Origin of the sequence: Pseudomonas sp. SK3(2021) (assembly GCF_016772375.1) — a bacterium.
Classification (GTDB): Bacteria; Pseudomonadota; Gammaproteobacteria; order Pseudomonadales; family Pseudomonadaceae; genus Aquipseudomonas; species Aquipseudomonas chlororaphis_I.
In genome coordinates this window covers 2,337,932-2,356,638 of the sequence record NZ_CP061943.1, presented here as the reverse complement: position 1 = coordinate 2,356,638, position 18,707 = coordinate 2,337,932, and the positions used below count along the sequence as shown (strand labels likewise).

Genomic DNA, 18,707 nt, shown 5'->3' with positions numbered 1-18,707 from the left:
GACTACGCTTACCCTCACATCACGATAGGAAGTCGGAATGAGTAAGGTCGATGAACTCGCCGCAAGGCTGAAACAAAAACAGGACAGCTGGGCCAAGGAAGACATCTCGGCAGACAAGGCCATCGAGCTGTGGCCGGCGCAGGTCTATGAGATGTACCACCAGGTCGAGACCTGGCTGACGCCCCTGTCAGAGGCCGGCCTGAATATCCGGCGCGTCCCCACTCGCGTGTTCGAGAGCCACCCCTCTGGTGCCACCTTCAACTATGCCATCGATCAACTGCTGATCGAGGGCAACCATCAGAGCATCCTCCTCGACCCCATCGCCCGCTTCACCACGGGTGGCGCCGGGCGTGTCGAAATCCATGGCAAAGGCCCGGAGCGCTACATGCTGCGCAGCGGCAGCGAGCATGGCGAGGGGCACTGGCTGATCCAGACGGTTCCCGACTCCGGTAAATCCAGGCCGGCCCCGCTCGAATTCAATGAAGACACCCTGCTGTCGGTGATCCAGGAAGGCCTGGATCTCTGATCTCCGCCCAAGCGACTGCCCCTCGGGCAGTCGCGCGGCCAAAGCCGAAGGCTAGCCCCTCCGCGCCGCACAATAGGCCACTATCACCTGGGACAACGCAGCCACTATGCCCTGATCGGCATGCTTGGCCGTGAACAGCCGAAACTCCGCATCAGGCAGTGCCGGCAAACCATGCTCCGCCCCTAACACCGCAAGCCCCTGCCCCAGCTGACTGGTGGCTATCGGGGCCACCGCAAACCCGGAGAGGGCCGCTGTGCGCAACGCCGCGGTGCTCGAGCAAAGCATTGCCGTACGCTGGGCGATTCCCGCTTGCGCCAGACACTGCAGGGCCACCGCACGATAAGGGCATGGCTCGGGAAACAGCGCCAGCGGCAATGGCGTCGGCAAGCGGCCGACCAGGTGCGCGGAGCTGGCCCATACCAGCGGTTCCTGCCACAGCAGCAGGCCCGGCTCCCGGGTTTCACACAGCGAACCGATGACCACCTCAAGACCGCCCTGCTGCATGCGCTCCAGCAATGTGCCGGGAATATTCACCTGGATATCGATTTCCATGCCCGGGTACTGCGCCGCGAACTCCTGCAAAAGGCGCAGCAGGCGGGGCTCGACAAAGTCCTCGGACATGCCGATCCGCACCCGGCCGTGAAACGGCGAACGCGTCAACTCGGCCCAGGCATCGCGATTCAAGGCGAGAATTGCGCGGGCATAGGCCATCAGGCGCTCGCCATCGGCGGTCAAGCGCCGGGAGCGCGTGGTACGGGTCAGCAGCGGCTTGCCGACCTGCTCTTCCAGGCGCCGCAGATGCCCGCTGACCGCCGACTGCGTCAGGTGCAGCCGTTCGGCGGCACGGCTGAAACCTTCCTCGTCCACCACCGTCACAAAGGTCTTGAGCAACAGAACATCGAACATATAAAGATACGCAATCAATCAACCATTTATTTACGATTTATATTCTGCAATACGCTATGTTGCAATACCGGCATTCCTCCTCCGAGATGCCGTCATGACCCACCTGTTGCATATCCAATGCTCCCCCCGCAAAGAGCGCTCCGCCTCGCAACACATCGCCCGCGGCTTTATCGACCGCTACCAGACCCACCACCCCAACACCGAAGTCAGCACCCTGGACCTGTGGAGCCTGGACCTACCGGAATTCGACCAGCACGCCATGGACGCCAAGTATGCCGGCCTGCAAGGCATGCCCCTCTCCCCCGACCAGCAAGACGCCTGGAACACCCTCCAAACCCTCGCCGCCCACCTGCACAACGCCGACCTGCTGGTACTTTCCGTGCCCCTGTGGAACTACAGCATCCCCTACAAGCTCAAGCACTTCATCGACTTGGTCACGCAGAAAGACATCCTCTTCAGCTTCACCGCCGAACACGGCCTGTGCGGCCTGTTGCACAACAAAACCGCGGTCGTCGCCTACGCCCGCGGCCTCGACTTCTCCCCGCAATCCGACACACCGGCGGAACGCTTCGACTTCCAGAAGCCCTACGTCGAGGCCTGGCTGAAGTTTGTCGGAATCACCCAGGTGCACGCGCTGATCGTGGAAAAGACCATCCTGGGGTATGAGGTGGATCAGGCGGCGCGGCAAGAGGCCGGGAATCGGGCCAAGGAGTTGGCGGACAGCTTCAAGTGATTCAAATGCAGCGAAAATCCGCCTGACCGAGCCGCCATCGAATCACACAAAAAAGCGGGTGAACTTAAGACTGCCCGCTTTTTATTACCCTGCCGCTATTCATACAACCAACCGGAATATAAGAAACGAAGACCATTCATCCTCCTGGTATGCGCGCCCTTCCAACCCCGGAACTCCATTCCTGATAAACTTCCCCTCCTTCGCCTTACCCATCCAGATTGCCCCATGCTCTTATCTCCTGCTCCAACTGCCTCGCCAGTCCTTTCTCGCCGCTTCAGCGTTGCACCGATGATGGACTGGACGGATAGGCACTGCCGCTTCTTCCTGCGCCTGCTGTCCAAGCACGCCTTGCTCTACACCGAGATGGTCACCACCGGTGCGTTGCTCAATGGCGATCATGAGCGTTTTCTGCGTCATGACGAATCCGAGCATCCCCTGGCGTTGCAGCTGGGGGGCAGTACACCGGCGGATCTGGCGGCTTGTGCGCGGATGGCGCAGGAGCACGGTTATGACGAGGTGAACCTCAACGTTGGCTGTCCGAGCGATCGGGTGCAGAACAATATGATCGGTGCCTGCCTGATGGGGCATCCGGGGCTGGTGGCCGATTGCGTGAAGGCGATGCGCGATGCGGTGAGCATTCCGGTGACGGTCAAGCATCGGATCGGCATCAATGGCCGCGACAGTTATGAAGAACTGTGCGATTTCGTTGGCCAGGTGTGTGAAGCTGGGTGCACCAGCTTTACCGTGCATGCACGAATCGCGATTCTTGAGGGGTTGTCGCCGAAGGAAAACCGCGACATTCCTCCCCTGCGGTATGACGTGGCGGCGCGGTTGAAGGCGGATTTCCCGGAATTGGAGATCATCCTCAACGGCGGCATCAAGACCCTGGAAGCCTGCCATGAGCACTTGCAGACCTTCGACGGCGTCATGCTGGGCCGCGAGGCCTATCACAACCCCTACCTGCTGGCCGAGGTCGATCAGCAGCTGTTCGGCAGCACGGCACCGGTGATTTCCCGGGCCGAAGCGCTGGCGCAGTTGAGGCCCTATATCGCCAGGCACCTGGCCACGGGTGGCGCCATGCACCACATCACTCGCCATGTGCTGGGGCTGGGCACCGGTTTTCCGGGGGCGCGCAAGTTCCGCCAGCTGCTCTCGGTGGACATCCACAAGGCCAAGGATCCGCTGGCGCTGCTGGATCAGGCGGGGGAGTTGCTCGAAGGCCGCTAACGGTCGCACGGGTTGAACCTGGCGGGTGTTTTGGCATCGTAGTAAGCGGATAGCACCCCAGCATTCAAACACCTGTTTTTCAGGTTGTTGCCCTTGGGGCTCGTTTAGACCTCCGCTTACCTCTTCACGCCCTTGAGCGGCTGTCAGCGCTCGGGTAATGTCAACAGACCCACAGGACAGAGCACACTCATGACTTCCAAGCTGGAACAACTCAAGCAGTTCACCACCGTGGTTGCCGACACCGGCGACTTCGACGCTATCGCCCGGGTCAAGCCGGTAGACGCCACCACCAACCCTTCCCTGCTGCTCAAGGCCGCGGCCATTCCGGGTTACGCCGAGCTGCTGAACGCCTGCGTCAGCGATGTCAAGGGTGATGTTGGCCTGGCCAGCGACCGTTTTGGCGTCGCGGTGGGTAAAGAAATCCTCAAAGTGATCCCGGGCCGCATTTCCACCGAAGTGGATGCACGCCTGTCGTTCGATACCGACGCCATGCTCAAGCGCGCCCATCGCCTGATCGAGCTGTACGACAAGGCCGGCATCGGCCGCGACCGTGTACTGATCAAGATCGCCTCCACCTGGGAAGGCATCCGCGCCGCCGAGCAACTGGAACGCGAAGGCATCCAGACCAACCTGACCCTGCTGTTTTCCTTCGCCCAGGCGATCGCCTGCGCCGAGGCCGGAGTGTTCCTGATCTCGCCGTTCGTGGGCCGTATCTACGACTGGTACAAGAAGGCCAGCGGCAACGACTACACCGGCGCCGACGATCCGGGCGTACAGTCGGTGACCCGCATCTACAACTACTACAAGGCCAATGACTACAAGACCGTGGTCATGGGTGCCAGCTTCCGTAACCTGAACCAGATCGAGCAACTGGCCGGCTGCGACCGCCTGACCATCAGCCCGGATCTGATCGAGAAGCTGGCCGCCGACACCGGCAAGCTGGAGCGTAAACTGGCGCCGGGCCACACTGGCGAAACCCGCCAGAGCCTGAACGAAGCGCAGTTCCGCTGGGCCTCCAATGAAGACGCCATGGCCACCGAGAAACTGGCCGAAGGCATCCGTCAGTTCGCCCGCGACCAGGAAAAACTCGAGGCCCTGCTGGCCGCCAAACTCTGATCGAGCGAGCGCCAACGCAAAAAGGGCGAACCCTCGCGGGTCCGCCCTTTTTTATGCGCTGATGCTTTTATCGGATCAGTGACGCTCCAGGGCGTTCACCAGATCATGGAAAGCCTCGCGGTTGGAGTCGTTCAGACCCATGAGGATTTTGTGCGCTTCCAGCACCTTGAGCCGCACCACTTCTTCCGACTGGTCCTGCGATGGCAGGTCAGTCAGGCATTCCGGGCAAGGAATCGGGCGGTCAACAATGTTGAACACCTGATCAAAGCCCATGGACTGCAGCAGCCGAGTGATATCTTCGTGGGTGGTGACGACGGTCGGCAACAGGCCGACCTTCTGCCGCGACAGGATCGACAGCTTGGCCAGCAGGCCCAGGGTGGTGCTGTCGATGCTACGGGTTTCGGTCAGGTCGATCACGATCGCCGAGAAGTTCAGCGCCGTGAAGATCCGCTCAATAGTCGCATCCAGCGCCGAACACAGGGTCAGGCGCACTTCACCGATAAACTTCAGGACAAAGGTGCCGTCCTGCTCGGCGAACTGGATTCTACCGGTACTCATTAAAGATTCCTGCTCAACACCAACAGGGCGATATCATCCGGCATCTCCCCTAGCGTGGCCAATCCAAAAACCTGCCGCAGACCATCCAGGCTGCCGCCTGCCGTTCTCACCCGTTCAGGTAAGGCGGCTTCTTTCTCTTTGAGTGTGGGTTCCGGCAAAAGGTCCAGAATGCCATCAGACATCAACGTCAAGCTGAAGCTCGGAGGCAGTTCCAGAATGTGGTCTTCGTAGGTGGCTTCATTGAACAAGCCTACCGGCAGACCGCGCCCTTCCAGGTAACGCACACTGTCTGGCGTGTACAACACAGGCAATGGCAGGTGTCCGCCAATGCTATAGGTCAACAAGCCCGTCTCCTCGTCGATGACGCCACCGACCATTGTCACGTGTTTGCCCAGCTTACAACTGATCAGGCCACGGTTGATATGGCCCAGGACTTCCGACGGTTTGAATTCCGGCAAAGTGCCATTGCGCTTGGACTCGAACAGCAAGCGCGTGGTCATGAACTTGAGCAGCACCGTGACAAAGGCCGAAGACGCGCCATGGCCGGAAACATCCGCCAGGTAAAAGGCTACGCGACGCTCGTCGACACGAAAGTAGTCGACGAAATCGCCGGACAGGTACAACGACGGAATGATCTGGTGCGCGAACTTGAACTCATCGATGGTCCATGGGCTCACCGGCAGCATGTTCATCTGCACCTGGCGCCCGGCGTTCTGATCTTCCTGCAGCAGGCTCAGGCTGGCTTCGAGTTCGCGGTTGGCGGCTTCCAGCTTCTCCCGGTAGCGCTGGTTTTCCAGCAGCAGGCGCGCACGATCCAGGGCCCGGCGCACCGAGTGCTCCAGCACCGCGAGGTCTTCCAGCGGCTTGATCAGGTAATCCGCCGCGCCCAGGCGCAAGGCCTCGACGGCATCGTTCATCACACCGGCACCGGAAACCACGATGACCGGGGTTTGCGGTTCGATGTCGGTTACCTGACGGATAAGTTCGAGGCCGCCCATCTGTGGCATGCGCAGATCGCAGATCACCAAGTCGGGCTTTTCCTGCTCGAACACCTGAAGTCCCTGCTGGCCGTTACTGGCCTGCAGGACGCTGAAGCCACTGTCTTCCAAATAGGCCGCGAGGCTCGCGCGCACTACTTCGTCGTCATCGATTATCAGCAGCGTGGCACTGGTTTTTGGCATGTGGGCAAACGGCGCCAGAATTAGGTTGGCGTAGGTGGCTGGGCACGAGGCCTGGACACACACTACTGGATTTGCTTTCTAGCCACTCTGGAAATGGAGTCAGGGCCCATAGCCCTGCACGCTCGACCATCAGAGGTGCCCTTCTAAGGCGCAGACGGTACTCCCATCCGCGGGGCGTTTCAAGCTCATGCCGATGGTCGCTGGACGTCTTTACACCTCAAATCACCGGGAGTTATAAGAACAGACAAATCCGCAACTTAAACGCAGGATGGCGCCTATGAGCCCAAACGATCGTGACTACAGTGAAAAGCGCGATTACATCCGCATGCGGGTGGATGCAGAGGTCACGCTGATCCACCAGGGCCAGGTGATTCCAGCCGTCTGCATCGACCTTTCCAGCAGTGGCATGCAGGTCCAGGCACCACGCTCATTCAAGGTCGGCGACCAGCTCAGCGTGCGTATCGACTCCGAGCACGCCGCCCTCAGGGGACTGGAGGCGGACACCGAAGTGGTCTGGGTCACCGAGCTCGAAGGCAACGGCCAGAAACTTGGCCTTACAATCCTGAAGATGAACTGATTCTGAAACCCATGAAAAAGGCGGCCTCGAGGCCGCCTTTTGCATGACTGGGTCGACGCTTAGAAATCGTCTTCGACCTTACCGTCCTTGACCTTGAATTCGCGGTTCTGCAGGTAGGCATTGCGAATGAAGGTGTACTTGTCGCCACTGATCAGCTTCTCGCTCGACAGCAGGCTGGCGCGGGTGTCGACGACCTCCAGGGCAAACACGCTGTTACGCACCGGCACGTCGTTCACATAACGGTAACCGTCGGTAAAGCTGTCCACATACTTGGCCGGCGCGTCGCGCAGGGTGCTCGGACCGAAGAACGGCAGCATCACGTAAGGACCGCTGCCGACGCCCCAGTAACCCAGGGTCTGGCCGAAGTCTTCATCGTTACGCTGCAAGCCCATCTTGGTGCTCACATCGAAGAAACCCGCCACGCCGATGGTGGTATTCATCAACAGCCGCGCAGTGTCGACGGCAGCGGCATGAGGCTTGGCCTGCAGGATATCGTTGGCCAGGTTGCCGACATCACCGATGTTACGGAAGAAGTTGTGAATGCCGTCTTCGAGAAATTGCGGTGTTACGGCCTGATAACCTTTTGCCAGGGGCTTCAACGCATAGGTGTCGATGGTGTCGTTGAAGGTGAAGATCGGGCGGTTGATGCTTTCCCACGGATCGTCTTCCGCCGCGTGGGCCAAAACCGGCACCAACAGCATGCCGGCACATATAAGCTGAGCGAGACGATTGCTCCAGCGCATAGCAGAAACTCCTTGGATTGTACTGTCGCGGGCGCTATGCCCTGGCGGTAAGCGCGCTAGTATAAGTCGGATATATCCATTTATGCAGCACTGGCGCAGTGCTTCGCCCTCTCCCCCTCGTTTGCGTGGCCTGTTCACAGGGATGTCATCCAACGGTCATCTGCCGTCGATACTCTTGCAAGGTATTTCAGGGACGTCACGATGCCTCACGCCGAAGCCTTGCCTATATCCGCCCCCACCCTGACCGCCGTACTCTTTGGCCTCAGCGGTTGCCTGGTGGACTTCGGCGCGCGGATGCGCCTGCACAGCGCCGACCACCCGATCCTGGAACAGTCCCACGCCACACACGGCGCCCTGGACATTCTGCACAGCCTGCAACATCAAGGCGTACCTTGCGCCTGGCTCGACGAGTTGCCCGCCACACTCAGCCAGCGCCTGGCGAGTTCACTACCCGACTGGGTCGTCCCGTCCCCCAACACAGGCTCCCGCTGGCCTGCTCCCGATGCCTGCTGGCAGGCGCTGATGGCCCTGAATGTCAGCCGGCTGGAGGGCTGCGTGCTGGTCAGCGGCGAACCGCGCCTGCTGCAATCGGGCCTCAACGCCGGTCTGTGGACCATCGGCCTGGCATCCTGCGGTTCGCTCTGCGGCATGAGCCCGACCCAATGGCAGGCACTGAGTCAGCAAGAGCGCGAGCTCAAACGCGGCAAGGCCACCCTGCATCTATTCAGCCTCGGCGTGCACTCGGTGATCGACCATCTGGGCGAGCTAGCAACTTGCCTGGCCGACATCGGCCAGCGCCGCCTGAAGGGTGAAAAACCCTGACTTGATCAAGATCATGCACATTGCCCGCGAGTGGATTACGCTAAAGTTCAGACATGGACCTTTAGCGAATCGGCGCGGTCCATGGCTGTGCCTATCAATGAAGGGAGAACGCCATGCCTGCCCGCGAACTGCAAGAACAGCTCAATACCCTGCGCGAGCAATTGGAGCAGAACCCACCGCTTTCGGAAGCAGAACGCGCCAATCTGCAGGAATTGATGCAACAGATCGAGCTCGAGCTCAAACTGGAAAACGCCACCCAGGACACCAGCCTGGCCGACGGGGTCAACCTTGCCGTCGAACGCTTCGAGCTTGAACACCCCGCCATTGCCGGCACCTTGCGCAACATCGTGCAAACTCTCGGCAACATGGGGATTTAACCCCTTCCAGACAAAAAAGCCCCGCTACCAGAGCGGGGCTTTTCTTTACTGGCGAACCAGTCGGAAGTTGGCGAAACTCGCGGTTTCGGTACTGCGATACGGGTTGATGTCCAGGCCACCGCGACGCACATAACGCGCATACACCGTCAGCTTCTCCGGCTGCAACAAACGCTGCAGGTCGAGGAAAATCCGCTCCACGCATTGCTCATGGAAGTCCGAGTGCTGGCGGAAACTCACCAGGTAGGCCAGCAGGCTGGCGTGATCCAGCGCCGGACCACGGTACTCCACCACCACGCTGCCCCAGTCCGGCTGGCTGGTGACCGGGCAATTGGATTTGAGCAGATGGCTGTGCACGCTCTCCTCGACGATCCTCGACCTGTCGCACTGCAGCAGTTCCGGACGTGGGTGTTCGTAGCTGCTGACGCTGATATCCAGCTCATCGATGCAGGTACCCGGCAAGGCCACCACACCTTCCGCCTGCACTTCGCCCAAGCTGCGGATCCGCACGCCCACCGGCTTGCCGGCCGCCGCAGAGAGGTCGGCACGCAAGGTTTCTTCCAGGCTCTGGCGATCCGCGAAAGGGGTCTGGTTCAGCGAGTTGAGGTACAGCTTGAACGACTTCGATTCGATGATGTTCGGGGAGTCCGCCGGAATGCTGAACTCGGCGATGGCCACTACCGGCTTGCCGGAAGGCAACAACCAGGACAGCTCGAAGCAGTTCCAGAAGTCCACGCCTTTATAAGGCAGGGTGTCGGCGCTCAGGCCCAGCTCGGCCCATTTTGCCGCCCGCGGGATCGGGAACAGCAAGGACGGCGTGTAGGTGGAGACATATTCACTGGACTTGCCCAGCGGCGAATGTTCGGCTGCGGGATGCATGGCGGAAACCTGACTGAAGAATCAGGCGATTCTATCAGTCTTTGCCTCCGCCTTTGAGCCCCTGGCGCTTACTGGCTGACCGTCAGCTTGCCGACCATGCCCGCCTGATAATGCCCCGGGATATTGCAGGCGAACTCCAGGCTGCCGGCCTTGCTGAAGGTCCAGGTCAGCTCAGCGGTCTTGCCTGGCTCCACCAGCACGCTGTTCGGGTCATCGTGCTTCATGCCGGGCATCGCGCCATGCCCCATGGCCGCGTGATCCATGGCCCCGGCGGGCATGCTCTTCATCGCGGTGGGCGTCAGCATGCCGCTCTGCTGCATCTTCAGCATTTCCTGCTGGTGCTCGGCATGCATGGTCGCGGTGCCGAGATTGAGCTCATGCAGCAACTGGCCCTTGTTGATCAAGACGAAACGCACGGTCTCGCCAGCCTTGATGTCCAGGCTCTTGGGGGTGTAGGACATGTCGTTCATGACCAGCTCCACCGTACGGGTCGCCTTGGCCGCCGAGGCCGCCTGACCGAAATCGTAGGTCTGCACCGGCGATGCCCAGGCTGGCGCACCCAATGTCAGCAAACACGCGGCCAGCGTCAATGAACGAGATAAAACACCCTTGGGCAAAAACATAATCGCACTCCAACAAGATGAGGTTCAGCTTGTGTGAAACTCTAAGGCCACACCGCTGCCAACCAACTGACTGCTAAATTACAACTTTGTCAGCTTGCGCCGTGCAACCGTCGCCCACGGTATAAAGCCCGCGTTCCATTTACCATGAGTCGCCCATGAAACTGCTGATCGTCGAAGACCAACCGAAAACCGGCCACTACCTGCACCAGGGCCTGAGCGAGGCCGGCTTCAATGCCGAACTGGTGGCCGATGGCACCACGGGCCAACACCTGGCGCTGACCGGCGACTATTCCCTGTTGATTCTCGACGTGATGCTGCCGGGCCGCGATGGCTGGCAGATCCTGCAAGCCGTGCGCGGCGCCGGGCTGGAGATACCAGTGCTGTTCCTGACCGCGCGCGATGCGGTGGAGGACCGGGTTCACGGCCTGGAGCTGGGCGCCGACGATTACCTGGTCAAGCCTTTCGCCTTCTCCGAACTGCTGGCTCGGGTCCGCAGCCTGCTGCGGCGCGGCAGCTCTACCCCCCAGGAAACCACCCTGCAACTGGCGGACCTGCGCCTGGACCTGATTCGCCGGCGGGTCGAACGCAGTGGCCAGCGCATCGACCTCACCGCCAAGGAGTTCTCGCTGCTGGAAATGCTCCTGCGGCGCCAGGGCGAGGTGCTGCCCAAGACGCTGATCGCCTCCCAAGTCTGGGACATGAACTTTGACAGCGATACCAACGTCATCGAAGTGGCGATCCGCCGCTTGCGCCTGAAGATCGATGACGATTACCCGAACAAGCTGATCCACACCGTGCGCGGCATGGGCTACGTGCTCGAAGAGCGCCAGGCCTGATGCGCCGCTTGACCCTGAGCGGCCGCCTGGCCCTGTTGTTCGCTGGCTGCACCGCGCTGGTTTCGTTGCTCGCCGGGGTGCTGTTCAACCGCGCCAGCGAGGCGCACTTCATCGAGCTCGACCAGCAACTGCTGGAAGGCAAGCTGATTGCCATGCGCAGCGCGCTACAGGGCGCCGCCGACCCGCAGCGCTTTGCCGAACGCAAGGCGCAGTTGCAAGATGAGCTCAGCCATCAACCGGACCTGACGCTGCGGGTCACAGGCGCGGATGGCGCCGTCTGGTTCGACAGCGCCAAGGCGCTGCCGGCCACTCCGGCCCAGCCGACCGAGCTATACAGCCTGCAACACGGCGGTACCGCCTACCGTGTCTACAGCGCGGCCCTGGAGCCTGGCCAGGCCGGCTCGCCAGAGTTGACCCTGATGCTCGACATCACCCACCACCAGCACTTCCTGCAACGCATGCAGCACCTGATCTGGCTGACCGTCGGCCTCTCGGCCCTGGCCACTGCTCTGCTCGGGGCCTGGGCCGCGCGCAGCGGTCTGCGTCCGTTACGGCGGATGAGCGAGGTGGCCGCGGGCGTGTCCGCCAGCTCGCTGACCCAGCGCTTGCCGGAGCAGCAGATGCCCGGCGAACTGGCCGAGCTGGCCCACGCCTTCAATGCCATGCTCGGGCGCCTGGACGACTCCTTCCAACGCCTCTCCGCGTTCTCGGCGGACATCGCCCATGAACTGCGCACCCCGCTGTCGAACCTGCTGACCCACACCCAGGTCACCCTCACCCGCCCACGGGCGCTGGAAGACTATCGCGAAGCGCTGCACAGCAACCTCGAAGAGCTGCAGTGGATGGCCCAGCTGGTCAACGACATGCTCTACCTGGCCAAGGCCGACCACGGCCTGCTGACGCCAAAACGCGAAGCCCTGGAGCTGGGTGAGGAAACCGACCTGCTGCTGGAGTTCTATACGCCCCTGGCCGAAGACGCCGGTATCGTCCTGGGCCGCGCAGGCAGCGCGAACATCCAGGGCGACCGCAGCATGTTGCGCCGCGCCCTTTCCAACCTGCTGGATAACGCCTTGCGCTTTACCCCGGCTGGCGGCGAAGTGCGGGTGCGGCTTGGCGAAACCGCCAAGGGTCCATACCTGCGGGTGGAAAACACTGGCGAAGGTATTCCGCCTGAACGCTTGCCACGGCTGTTCGACCGCTTTTACCGCGCCGACCCGGCGCGCCATGAAGGCAACAGTGAACATGCGGGCTTGGGACTGGCCATCACCCAATCGATCATCCGCGCCCATGGCGGGCAGATTCGTTGCGAATCGGCGCAGGGCCGGACGAGCTTTGTGATTGAGTTGCCGAGGCAGGAGTGAGCGGAGGATGTGCGAGCAGGCTCCTCGTAGGAGCGAGCTTGCTCGCGATAGCGATCCTGGGCCTCAGGAGTAACGCAACGCCGTCGCCGGCTCGACCTTCGCCGCGCGCCAGGCTGGATACAGGGTCGCCAGGAAGCTCAGGACAAAACCCGCGGTGCAGATCAGGGCCACGTCGCCGCCCTGCAGCTCGGAAGGCAGGTTACTGACGAAGTACACGTCGGAACTGAAGATGTGCTGGCCGCTGACCCGCTCCAGCCACCCCACCAGCGCACTGACGTTCAACGCCGCGATCACTCCCAGCACGCCACCGATCAAGGTGCCGACGATACCGATCACCGTCCCCTGGACCATGAAGATCGCCATGATCTGCCGTGGCGTGGCGCCGATGGTGCGCAGGATCGCGATATCCGCGCCCTTGTCGTTCACCACCATGATCAGCGTGGCGATGATGTTGAACGCGGCCACGGCCACGATCATCAGCAGCAATAGACCGATCATGGTCTTTTCCATCTTCATCGCGCTGAACAGGCTGCCCTGGGTGTGGGTCCAGTCATCGGCCTTGTAGCCAGCGCCCAGGCTGGCCGCGATAGCGCTGGAAACCTTGGGCGCAGCGTACAAGTCCTTGACCGCCAGGCGCACGCTCTGCACCTGGTTCGGCTGCCAGTGCTGCATCTCGGCAGCATCGGCCACATGGATCAGGCCCATGGAGCCGTCGAGCTCGGCCCCGACCTTGAACACCCCGACCACATTCAAGCGTTGCATGCGCGGGGTGATGCCGCCCGGCGCGGAACTGATTTCCGGCACGATCAGGGTCAGCTTGTCGCCGACATTCAGGCGGAAGCGCCGTGCCGTGATCTCCCCGATCACGACCCCGAACTCGCCCGGTTTCAGGGCATCCAGACGGCCCTGCACGATGTGCTGGGCAACGATGGAGACCTTGCCTTCCTGGGCTGGGTCGATGCCGCTGATCTGGATCGGCTGCATCGAGCCCTTGTAGGAGAGCATGCCTTCCATCTCGGTGAATGGCACTGCGGCGGTCACCTCGGGATTTTTCATCGCCGCGGCGGCCACCGGCTGCCAGTCGTCGATCGGCTTGACGCCGACGATGGTGGCATGGGGCACCATGCCGAGGATGCGCGAGCTCATTTCGCGCTGGAAACCGTTCATCACCGACAACACCACGATCATCGCCAGCACGCCCAGGGCGAGGCCGATCATCGAGGTCATGGAGATGAAGGAAACAAAGCGATTGCGGCGCTTGGCGCGGGTATAGCGCGTGCCGATAAAGATCGATAACGGTCTGAACATTCGCTGGGGCACCGTATGGAAATTAAAGACCCGGCGCCTGCTTCAGGCGCCGGGTTGCAGCCAATCAGATGGGCGTCAGGAAACCTTCCTGCAGGTGCAGGACGCGATCCATCTGGCGAGCCAGGTTCATGTCGTGGGTCACCACCAGGAACGCGGTACGCATCGAGGTGCTGAGTTCCAGCATCAAGTCCTGGATGCCTTGCGCGGTGTGGGAATCGAGGTTGCCGGTCGGCTCGTCGAGCATCACCAGCCCTGGCTTGTTGACCAGGGCGCGAGCGATGGCCACACGCTGGCGTTCGCCACCGGACAGCTCGGCCGGCTTGTGCTCCAGGCGATGGGCCAGCCCTACCCGCTCCAGCAAGGCCGTGGCCCGCTGGCGGGCCTCCGGGATCGCGGTCTTGCCGATCAGCAGCGGCATGCAGACGTTTTCCAGGGCGGTGAATTCCGGCAGCAAGTGGTGGAACTGGTAGACGAAACCGAGGGAGCGGTTGCGCAGCAGGCCGCGCCCCTTCTCGCTGAGCGCCGAAAGCTCTTCACCGTCGAGCCAGACGCTGCCCTTGGTTGGCGTGTCGAGGCCGCCCAGCAGGTTGAGCAAGGTACTTTTGCCCGAGCCGGAGGTGCCGACGATCGCCACGCGCTCGCCCGGGTGCAACTCCAGTTGCAGGCCGGACAACACCACCACCGACTCCGGACCTTCCTCGTAGGACTTGCCCAGGTCGCGACAGCTCAGAATTGCTTTTTCACTCATGCCCAACTCACTCATAACGTAGCGCCTCCGCAGGCTGGGTGCGCGCGGCACGCCAGGCTGGATACAGGGTGGCGAGGAAACTCAGGACCAGTGCCGCACCGCAGACCATCAACACGTCTTCGGCCATCAGTTGCGATGGCAGGTAGTCGATGAAGTACACGTCGGCATTGAGGAATTTGTGCCCGATCAGGCCTTCGAGGGCCGAGATCGCCGCGCTGACGTTCAACGCCGCGAACATCCCGACCACGGCGCCGATCAAGGTACCGATCACACCGATCACCGTGCCCTGGACCATGAAGGTCGCCATGATGCTGGCCGGCGTCGCGCCCAGGGTGCGCAGGATCGCGATATCGCCCTTCTTGTCGTTCACCACCATCACCAGGGTGGAAATGATGTTGAAGGCGGCCACGGCGACGATCAGCAGCAACAGCAGGCCGATCATGGCTTTTTCCATGCGGATGGCCTGGTACAGGTTGCCGTGGGTACGGGTCCAGTCACGGGCGTAGTACTGGTTCTCGCCCAAATGCTCGGCAATTTCCCAGGCGGTGCGTGGCGCCTGGAACAGGTCGTCGAACTTCAGGCGCAGGCCCTGGACCTGATCCGGCTTCCAGCGGTGCAGGCGGCCCAGGTCGTCGAGGTTGGTCAGGCCCAGGTAGCCGTCCAGCTCGCCGGCGCCGACATGAAAGATGCCGACCACGGTAAAACGCTTCATGCGCGGGAACATCCCGGCCGGGGTCACCGTGACCTCGGGCGCGACGAAGGTCAGCTTGTCGCCCAGGCCAACTCCCAGCTTGGTCGCCGCCTTGTCGCCGATCACGATGCCGAAGCTGCCGGGCGCCAGGTCGTCCAGCCTGCCCTGCTTCATGAAGTTATCGATGATCGAAACCTGGCGTTCCTTGGCCGGATCGATGGCGTTGAGCAGGACCTTCTGCACCTGGCCGTTATTGGTCAGCAACCCCTGCATCTGGGTGAATGGCGCAACCGCCAGCACCTTGGGGTTCTGCTTGACCTTGTCGGCCAGGCCTTGCCAGTCGCTGATCGGCTCACCGGACTCGATGGTCGCGTGGGGCACCATGCCCAGCACGCGGGTGCGCATCTCATGGTCGAAGCCATTCATCACCGACAGCACGACGATCATCACGACCACGCCCAGGGCGAGTCCGATCATCGAGGTCAGGGAAATGAATGACACGAAATGATTGCGACGCTTTGCACGGGTATAACGCGTGCCAATAAATACGAAGAGAGGTCTGAACATGTCGGGGCTTGTTCGGAGGAAAAGAAGACGTCCTTGTGGCGGGTCCTGGTAAGCAGCTTTACACTCAGACCACCGCCGCTACCATGGGTTCGCCATGTCGACATTAGATGAAGAAGATCGCCGCGAATACTACCGTATCGAGGACACGATCGCACTGGAAATTAGCCCCTTGTCCGCCCACGAAGCGGCGAGCAAGGAAGTGTTGCAGGATGCGTCGCCGCTGTTCAACCTGCTCAGCGAGCTGCATCTGAGCGAATTCGAATCGCAGCACCTGCTGCGCCAGGTCAGCGAGCGCGACCGGACCCTGGCCAACTACCTCAAGACCATGAACAAGCGCATCGACCTGCTCAGCCAGGTGGTGGCGCAGACCGTGCTCGGCAAGTTCGGCGAGCCGCAGCGGGTGATTCTCTCCGAAGGCGGCATCGAGTTCGAACATCACCTGTCCTACCCGGCCGGCACCCACCTGGCGGTCAAGCTGCTGCTGATGCCCCAGGCCTTGGGCCTGTTGCTGCGGGCCAAGGTCACCCACTGCGAAACCCGCAGTTTCGGCACGTTCGAAATCGGTACCGAGTTCGAATCATTGACCGACGCCCAACGCCAGCTGCTGGCGCGCTATATCCTGCAGCGCCAGGCCCAGGAACGTCGCCAGGCCCGAGAGCAGAACGACCCGGCCGCCGATTGACCTGTGACCCCAGCGCGCAGCACCGACCATCTAATGGAAAAATTTCCGTGAAGGAGCAATCGTGACCCTGATTTATGGCCACCGCGGCGCTAAAGGCGAAGCACCGGAAAACACCCTGACCAGCTTCCAGCAGTGCCTCAAGCATGGCGTGCGCCGTTGCGAACTAGACCTGCACCTGTCCATGGACGGCGAGCTGATGGTGATCCACGACCCGACTCTCAAGCGCACCACCGACCGCCGCGGCAAGGTGGTCGAGCACAGCGCCGAAGAGCTGGTGACCTACGACGCCCGCAAGGGTGGCCCGGGCTGGGTCACGCCCTGCCCGATCCCGCGCCTGGAAGAGCTGTTCGAAAAGTGCGACTTCGAGCACTGGCAGCTGGAGGTCAAGAGCGCCTCGCGCACCCGTGCCGCCACCACGGTGTTGGCAATTCGCGAAATGGCGCAGCGTTTCGGCCTGCTGGACAAGGTCACCGTCACCTCCAGTTCACGGGAAGTGCTCAAGGCGGCTGTCGAATTGACCCCGGACCTGTCGCGCGGACTGGTTGCCGAATACGCCTGGCTCGACCCGTTGAAGGTCGCGCAAAGCTATGGCTGCAAGATTCTGGCGTTGAACTGGACACTCTGCACCCCGGAGCGGCTGCAACGGGCGCAGCGCCAGGGTTTGCATGTATCGGTGTGGACAGTCAACGAGCCTGCGCTGATGCGCAGGCTCGCCGACTTCGGCGTAGACAGCCTGATTACAGACTTTCCCGGTTTGGCCAGCGCCACGCTCGAGAGTTACTGAAATCGGTCTCCCCGGCCGGCTCAGGCCACCGGCCGGAGTCGCTCAAAAAAGCCGGTTGAGGCCGTCGTAAGCTGCGACCCGATAGGCTTCGGCCATGGTCGGGTAGTTGAACGTAGTGTTGACGAAGTACTTCAGGGTATTGAGCTCGCCCGGCTGGTTCATGATCGCCTGGCCGATGTGCACGATCTCCGAAGCCTGGTAACCGAAGCAGTGCACGCCCAGGACTTCCAGGGTTTCGCGGTGGAACAGGATCTTCAGCATGCCTTGCGGCTCACCGGCGATCTGCGCGCGGGCCATGCTCTTGAAGAAGGCCTTGCCCACTTCGTACGGCACCTTGGCCTGGGTCAGTTCCTGCTCGTTCTTGCCGATCGAACTGATCTCCGGAATCGTGTAGATCCCGGTCGGTACATCGTTGACGAAGCGCCAGCTGCCGTTGTCGACAATGCTGCCGGCGGCCGAACGCCCCTGGTCATGGGCGGCACTGGCCAGGCTCGGCCAGCCGATCACGTCACCGGCACCGTAGATGTTCGGCACGCAGGTACGGTAGTTCTCGTCCACCTCGATCTGGCCACGGCTGTTGACCTTGACCCCGATGTTTTCCATGCCCAGCCGGTCGGTGTTGCCGGTCCGGCCATTGCACCAGAGCAAGGCGTCGGCCTTGATCTTCTTGCCCGACTTGAGGTGCAGGATCACGCCATTGTCGAGGCCTTCGACGCGGTCGTATTCCTCGTTGTGGCGCACGGTGATGTTGTTGTTGCTGAAGTGGTAGCTCAGCGCCTGGGAGATCTCGGAATCCAGGAAGCTCAGCAACTGGCCGCGGTTGTCCACCAACTCGACCAGCACCCCCAGGCCACTGAAGATCGAGGCATATTCACAACCGATCACACCAGCGCCATAAACGATGAGTTTGCGCGGCGTATGGCCAAGGCTGAGGATGGTGTCGCTATCGTAGATGCGCGGGTGGTGGAAATCGATATCGGCCGGGCGATACGGACGCGAGCCGGTGGCGATGATGATGTGCTTGGCCACCAGCTTCTCGACCACACCGTTGGCGCAGACCACTTCGATGGTCTGCTCGTCGGCGAAGCTGCCGGTGCCGAAGAACACGTCGACCCGGTTACGGGCGTAATAGCCGGTGCGCGAGGCAACCTGCTTGGAGATGACCTTCTCGGCGCTTTTCAGTACATCGGGAAACGAGAACCAGCGCGGCTCGCCAATAGCCCGGAACATCGGGTTGGTGTTGAACTGCATGATCTGCCGGACCGAGTGACGCAAGGCCTTGGACGGGATGGTGCCCAGGTGGGTGCAGTTACCGCCGACCTGGCGACGGCTATCGACCATCGCTACCTTGCGCCCTGCTTTCGCGGCGTTCATTGCCGCACCTTCTCCAGCGGGGCCAGAACCCAGCACCACTACGTCGTAGTTGTAGACAGCCATGCGTACTCCTCAGAACAGGCCGCGGCAC

General features: G+C 61.7%; 21 protein-coding genes. 11 read left to right on the top strand and 10 right to left on the bottom strand.

From position 1 onward, the window contains the following. The first annotated feature begins 37 nt into the window (after window positions 1–37). Entirely contained in the window at window positions 38–526 is a 489-nt protein-coding gene (locus IF690_RS10725) for a hypothetical protein (protein ID WP_202700028.1), read from the top strand. Window positions 527–577: 51 nt separating this feature from the next. Here IF690_RS10725 and IF690_RS10720 read toward each other — a convergent pair whose 3' ends face one another. Beyond that, the gene (locus IF690_RS10720) at window positions 578–1,432 is read right to left on the bottom strand and encodes a LysR substrate-binding domain-containing protein (protein ID WP_202700027.1); all 855 of its coding nucleotides are present in this window, start codon (window positions 1,430–1,432) and stop codon (window positions 578–580) included. A gap of 94 nt (window positions 1,433–1,526) precedes the next feature. Between IF690_RS10720 and IF690_RS10715 the strand changes: the two genes are divergently transcribed. The 3 genes from IF690_RS10715 (at window position 1,527) to tal (ending at window position 4,508) form a co-directional block, all read left to right on the top strand. Next, window positions 1,527–2,165: an FMN-dependent NADH-azoreductase gene (locus IF690_RS10715; protein WP_202700026.1), complete on the top strand. Its 639-nt coding sequence runs from the start codon at window positions 1,527–1,529 to the stop codon at window positions 2,163–2,165. A gap of 225 nt (window positions 2,166–2,390) precedes the next feature. Continuing rightward, window positions 2,391–3,392, top strand: a complete 1,002-nt coding sequence (gene dusA, locus IF690_RS10710; protein WP_202700025.1) for a tRNA dihydrouridine(20/20a) synthase DusA — start codon at window positions 2,391–2,393, stop codon at window positions 3,390–3,392. A gap of 189 nt (window positions 3,393–3,581) precedes the next feature. Next, window positions 3,582–4,508 carry a transaldolase gene (gene tal, locus IF690_RS10705; protein WP_202700024.1) on the top strand — a complete coding sequence of 309 codons (927 nt, stop codon included), beginning with the start codon at window positions 3,582–3,584 and terminating at the stop codon, window positions 4,506–4,508. A gap of 75 nt (window positions 4,509–4,583) precedes the next feature. Here tal and rssC read toward each other — a convergent pair whose 3' ends face one another. Further along, window positions 4,584–5,066, bottom strand: coding sequence for an anti-sigma factor antagonist RssC (gene rssC, locus IF690_RS10700; protein WP_202700023.1), 483 nt, complete (start codon window positions 5,064–5,066; stop codon window positions 4,584–4,586). Further along, window positions 5,066–6,247 carry a two-component system response regulator RssB gene (gene rssB / locus IF690_RS10695; protein ID WP_007926968.1) on the bottom strand — a complete coding sequence of 394 codons (1,182 nt, stop codon included), beginning with the start codon at window positions 6,245–6,247 and terminating at the stop codon, window positions 5,066–5,068. Before rssB ends, rssC begins: the two co-directional genes overlap by 1 nt. 277 nt (window positions 6,248–6,524) lie before the next feature. Between rssB and IF690_RS10690 the strand changes: the two genes are divergently transcribed. Then, entirely contained in the window at window positions 6,525–6,824 is a 300-nt protein-coding gene (locus IF690_RS10690; protein ID WP_053278169.1) for a PilZ domain-containing protein, read from the top strand. A gap of 59 nt (window positions 6,825–6,883) precedes the next feature. On the opposite strand, the gene IF690_RS10685 is transcribed toward IF690_RS10690, so the two are convergent. Continuing rightward, a complete protein-coding gene (locus IF690_RS10685) occupies window positions 6,884–7,567 on the bottom strand; it encodes an MlaA family lipoprotein (protein ID WP_202700022.1) in 684 nt (227 codons plus the stop codon). Between the two features lie 201 nt (window positions 7,568–7,768). Here IF690_RS10685 and pcrP point away from each other — a divergent pair, with 201 nt between their 5' ends. Together pcrP and IF690_RS10675 are read left to right on the top strand one after the other, a co-directional pair. After that, complete coding sequence (gene pcrP, locus IF690_RS10680) at window positions 7,769–8,389, top strand: HAD superfamily inactivated hydrolase PcrP (RefSeq protein WP_202700021.1); 621 nt, start codon at window positions 7,769–7,771, stop codon at window positions 8,387–8,389. Between the two features lie 113 nt (window positions 8,390–8,502). After that, window positions 8,503–8,766, top strand: a complete 264-nt coding sequence (locus tag IF690_RS10675; RefSeq protein WP_007926964.1) for a DUF4404 family protein — start codon at window positions 8,503–8,505, stop codon at window positions 8,764–8,766. Window positions 8,767–8,811: 45 nt separating this feature from the next. On the opposite strand, the gene queF is transcribed toward IF690_RS10675, so the two are convergent. Continuing rightward, a complete protein-coding gene (gene queF / locus IF690_RS10670) occupies window positions 8,812–9,642 on the bottom strand; it encodes an NADPH-dependent 7-cyano-7-deazaguanine reductase QueF (protein ID WP_202700020.1) in 831 nt (276 codons plus the stop codon). Between the two features lie 68 nt (window positions 9,643–9,710). Then, window positions 9,711–10,265, bottom strand: coding sequence for a copper-resistant cuproprotein CopI (copI, locus tag IF690_RS10665; RefSeq protein ID WP_202700019.1), 555 nt, complete (start codon window positions 10,263–10,265; stop codon window positions 9,711–9,713). A gap of 155 nt (window positions 10,266–10,420) precedes the next feature. Here copI and IF690_RS10660 point away from each other — a divergent pair, with 155 nt between their 5' ends. Both IF690_RS10660 and IF690_RS10655 read left to right on the top strand, forming a co-directional pair. Continuing rightward, complete coding sequence (locus tag IF690_RS10660; protein WP_202700018.1) at window positions 10,421–11,101, top strand: heavy metal response regulator transcription factor; 681 nt, start codon at window positions 10,421–10,423, stop codon at window positions 11,099–11,101. Beyond that, window positions 11,101–12,462 carry a heavy metal sensor histidine kinase gene (locus IF690_RS10655; RefSeq protein ID WP_286673838.1) on the top strand — a complete coding sequence of 454 codons (1,362 nt, stop codon included), beginning with the start codon at window positions 11,101–11,103 and terminating at the stop codon, window positions 12,460–12,462. The genes IF690_RS10660 and IF690_RS10655 overlap by 1 nt, the downstream gene beginning before the upstream one ends. Before the next feature lie 63 nt (window positions 12,463–12,525). Here IF690_RS10655 and IF690_RS10650 read toward each other — a convergent pair whose 3' ends face one another. The 3 genes from IF690_RS10650 to IF690_RS10640 all read right to left on the bottom strand — a co-directional run bounded on the left by IF690_RS10650 (window position 12,526) and on the right by IF690_RS10640 (window position 15,776). Beyond that, complete coding sequence (locus IF690_RS10650; RefSeq protein ID WP_202700017.1) at window positions 12,526–13,770, bottom strand: lipoprotein-releasing ABC transporter permease subunit; 1,245 nt, start codon at window positions 13,768–13,770, stop codon at window positions 12,526–12,528. A 64-nt stretch (window positions 13,771–13,834) separates the two neighbouring features. Next, a complete protein-coding gene (gene lolD / locus IF690_RS10645; protein ID WP_164485326.1) occupies window positions 13,835–14,518 on the bottom strand; it encodes a lipoprotein-releasing ABC transporter ATP-binding protein LolD in 684 nt (227 codons plus the stop codon). A gap of 7 nt (window positions 14,519–14,525) precedes the next feature. After that, window positions 14,526–15,776 (bottom strand): lipoprotein-releasing ABC transporter permease subunit, encoded by a 1,251-nt coding sequence (locus IF690_RS10640; protein ID WP_023968586.1) that lies wholly within the window; start codon window positions 15,774–15,776, stop codon window positions 14,526–14,528. Between the two features lie 94 nt (window positions 15,777–15,870). Here IF690_RS10640 and IF690_RS10635 point away from each other — a divergent pair, with 94 nt between their 5' ends. Beyond that, complete coding sequence (locus IF690_RS10635; protein WP_023968585.1) at window positions 15,871–16,458, top strand: PilZ domain-containing protein; 588 nt, start codon at window positions 15,871–15,873, stop codon at window positions 16,456–16,458. Between the two features lie 61 nt (window positions 16,459–16,519). Further along, window positions 16,520–17,242, top strand: a complete 723-nt coding sequence (locus IF690_RS10630; protein ID WP_202700016.1) for a glycerophosphodiester phosphodiesterase — start codon at window positions 16,520–16,522, stop codon at window positions 17,240–17,242. 42 nt (window positions 17,243–17,284) lie between these two features. On the opposite strand, the gene sthA is transcribed toward IF690_RS10630, so the two are convergent. Further along, a complete protein-coding gene (sthA, locus tag IF690_RS10625) occupies window positions 17,285–18,679 on the bottom strand; it encodes a Si-specific NAD(P)(+) transhydrogenase (protein WP_007926939.1) in 1,395 nt (464 codons plus the stop codon). Window positions 18,680–18,707: the final 28 nt, after the last annotated feature.